Annotated in this window: 1 protein-coding gene; it reads right to left on the bottom strand. The window is 73.4% G+C overall.

From position 1 onward, the window contains the following. Positions 1 to 2,276 (bottom strand): amino acid adenylation domain-containing protein (locus AB0K43_RS31360; protein WP_363645806.1); only part of this gene is annotated, 2,276 nt, incomplete at its 3' end. Positions 2,277 to 2,312: the final 36 nt, after the last annotated feature.

Here is a 2,312-nt window from a genome sequence, read left to right as displayed (position 1 = left end):
GTGCGCAGGCGTTCGGCGGTGGCCGGGTCGACGGTGAACTCCAGGGTGGCGCCGCGGTGGCTCTGCACGGCGGGGCGTGGCCGGTCGAGCGGGAGTTCCAGGGGCGTGATGCCGTCCAGGGCCTGTGACCAGTACGTGCGCTGTCCTTCCAGCACCTCGTCGCGCAGCCAGGCGCGCTGCCAGGCGGCGAAGTCCGCGTACTGCACCGGCAGTTCCGGCAGCTCGACGGGGGAGCCCGTCGACGCCGCGGCGTAGGCCCGTGACAGCTCGTCCAGCAGTACACCGGTCGACCAGCCGTCGGAGATGATGTGGTGCAGCGTCAGCAGCAGCAGCGAGGAGTCCGTCCCCGCCACGCGCACCACCAGCACCCGCAGCAGCGGGCCGCGCTCCAGGTCGAACGGTGCCAGCGTCTCGGTCTCGGCCAGCTCCCGGGCGCGTTCCTCGTCCGGCGCCTCGGCCACCCGCACGGTGACCTCGGCGGCCGGGTGGACGAGCTGGCAGGGCGTGCCGTCCTGCTCCGTGAAGGTGGTGCGCAGCGACTCGTGCCGGGCGACCACGGTGTCGACCGCGCTCTGCAGCGCTGCGACGTCCAGGCCGCCGCGCACCCGGTACGGGTCGGGCATGTTGTAGAAGGCGCTGTCCGGCACCAGCCGGTCGAGGAACCAGAGCCGCTGCTGCGCGAACGACAGCGGCAGCGCTCCGTCACGCGGGACGCGGACGATCTCGCGGACGTCGTCGGTGCCGGCGGCCCGCTCGTCCACCAGGGCGGCCAGCCGCTCCAGCACCGGCGCCTCGAACACCGCCCGCAGCGGCACCCGGACCCCGAGCCGCGACTCCAGCCGTGACACCACCTGCGTCACCAGCAGCGAGTGGCCGCCGAGCGCGAAGAAGTCGTCCCGCGCGCCCACCCGGGCGCACCCCAGCACCTCGCACCAGATCTCGGCCAGGGCGAGCTGGGAGGCGGTGGCCGGCGCCACGTAGGTGGTGGCGTCGACGAGGTCGTCCGCGGCGGGCGCGGGAAGGGCGTTGCGGTCGAGCTTGTCGTTGGCGTTGAGCGGCAGCCGCTCCAGCAGCAGCACCGCGGCCGGCACCATGAACTCCGGCAGCCGCTCCGCCGCGAACCGCCGCAGCGAGGCCGCGTCCACGCCGGGTCCGGCCGGCACCGCGTACGCCACCAGCCGGGCCGGACCACCCGCGTCGGTGCGCAGCACCACCACGGCCTCGCGCACGCCCGGGTGCTCGCTGAGGACGGCGGCGATCTCGCCGAGCTCGACGCGGTGGCCGCGGATCTTGACCTGGTCGTCGATCCGGCCGCAGAACTCCAGTTCCCCGTCGGCGTTCCAGCGGCCGAGGTCACCGGTGCGGTAGACCCGCTCGCCGGGCCGGAACGGGTCGTCGAGGAAGCGCTCCGCGGTCAGCTCCGGCCGGTTCCAGTAGCCGCGCGCCAGTCCGGCGCCGCCGATCCACAGCTCGCCGGGGACTCCGATCGGGGCCGGGGCGCCGTGCCGGTCCACCACGTACACCCGGGTGTTCGGCAGTGGGCGGCCGATGCTCGGCTGGTCGCCCCCCAGTTCCACGGGCCGGATGGTGGCGTCGACGGTGCACTCGGTGGGCCCGTACAGGTTGAAGAAGCGGGTGCCGGTGGTGGCGCGCATGGCCGCCCACAGGGCGGGGCTGATCGCTTCGCCGCCGACCATCACCAGCTCCGGCCGGTACCCCGCGTCGCCGAACAGGCCCAGCGAGACCAGCAGTTCGAGCTGGGAGGCGGTGGAGTCCATTACCTGAAGGCGTGCCGACCGGATCAGCGCGATCAGTGCCTCCGGATCCCGCCGGACGTCGTTCGGCACCAGGTGCAGCTCATGGCCGCTCAGCAGCCAGGAGAGCTGCTCGATCGAGGCGTCGAAGCTGAACGGTGCGGTGTGGGCGACCCGCAGGGCCGGGCCGCCGGCGGCGGGGGGCCGGACGCCGAAACCGTGCTCCAGCGTCGCGCGCAGGTCGGCGACGGCACGGTGCTCGATCTGGACGCCCTTGGGCTTGCCGGTGGAGCCGGAGGTGTAGATGACGTAGGCGAGTCGGTCGGGTGTGGTCGGCAGGTCGGGGTTGTGGTCGGCGGTGTGGTCGGGGGTGTTGTCGGGGTTGTTGTCTTCGAGGAGGAGGGTGTGGGGGTGGGGTGCGAGGCGTTGTGCCTGGGGGTGGTCGAGGAGCAGGAGGTGTGGTGCGCTGTCGGTGATGAGGTCGTCGAGGCGGGTGGTGGGGTGGGCGGGGTCGAGGGGGATGTAGGCGGCGCCGGTTTTCCAGATGGCGAGGATGGC

The organism is Kitasatospora sp. NPDC049258 (assembly GCF_040678895.1).
Lineage (GTDB): Bacteria > Actinomycetota > Actinomycetes > Streptomycetales > Streptomycetaceae > Kitasatospora.
The sequence above is the reverse complement of the archived record's forward strand: the minus strand, read 5'-3'. Positions and strand labels throughout refer to the sequence as shown.